Here is a 574-nt window from a genome sequence, read left to right as displayed (position 1 = left end):
CTCCAGGCCGTGTGATTTCAGGAACGACTGCCACTCATGGCTTGTGTACTGACTGCCCTGATCCGAATGAACCAGCACCTGTTTTTCGGGATTACGCCGCCATACAGCCATCAGCAGTGCGTTCAGGACAATGTCCTTTGTCATCCGGGATTGCATGGACCAGCCGATAATTTTGCGTGAGAACAGATCAACAACAACGGCAAGATACAGCCAGCCTTCGTGGGTCCTGATGTAGGTTATGTCCGTTACCCAACGCTCATCAGGAGCATCCGGATTGAACTGTCGCTGGAGCCTGTTGGGTGACACGATACTGGCCTCGCCTTTACGTGCCCGCGGGCTTCGGTATCCGACCTGAGCCTTTATTCCGACACGTTTCATCAGTCTCCAGACTCTGTTTACTCCGCACTGTTGCCCGCTGTCACGCAGATCCAGATGGATTTTGCGATAACCATAGACGCATCCCGATTCCAGCCAGAACTGTTTAATCTGTCCTGTCAGTCTCAGGTCTGCCTGATGGCGTTGTGAATGCGGCTGCTGAAGCCAGGCGTAAAAACCACTGGGATGAACATCCAGC

1 protein-coding gene is annotated in these 574 nt (G+C 53.3%); it reads right to left on the bottom strand.

The genetic code is table 11. The annotated features are described in order from the left end of the window. Positions 1-574, bottom strand: a 574-nt coding sequence (locus ACUU1M_RS20520; protein ID WP_449144791.1) for an IS3 family transposase, incomplete at both ends; no start/stop codon positions are given.

This window comes from Shigella sp. SIG6 (genome assembly GCF_053555815.1).
The sequence above is the reverse complement of the archived record's forward strand: the minus strand, read 5'-3'. Positions and strand labels throughout refer to the sequence as shown.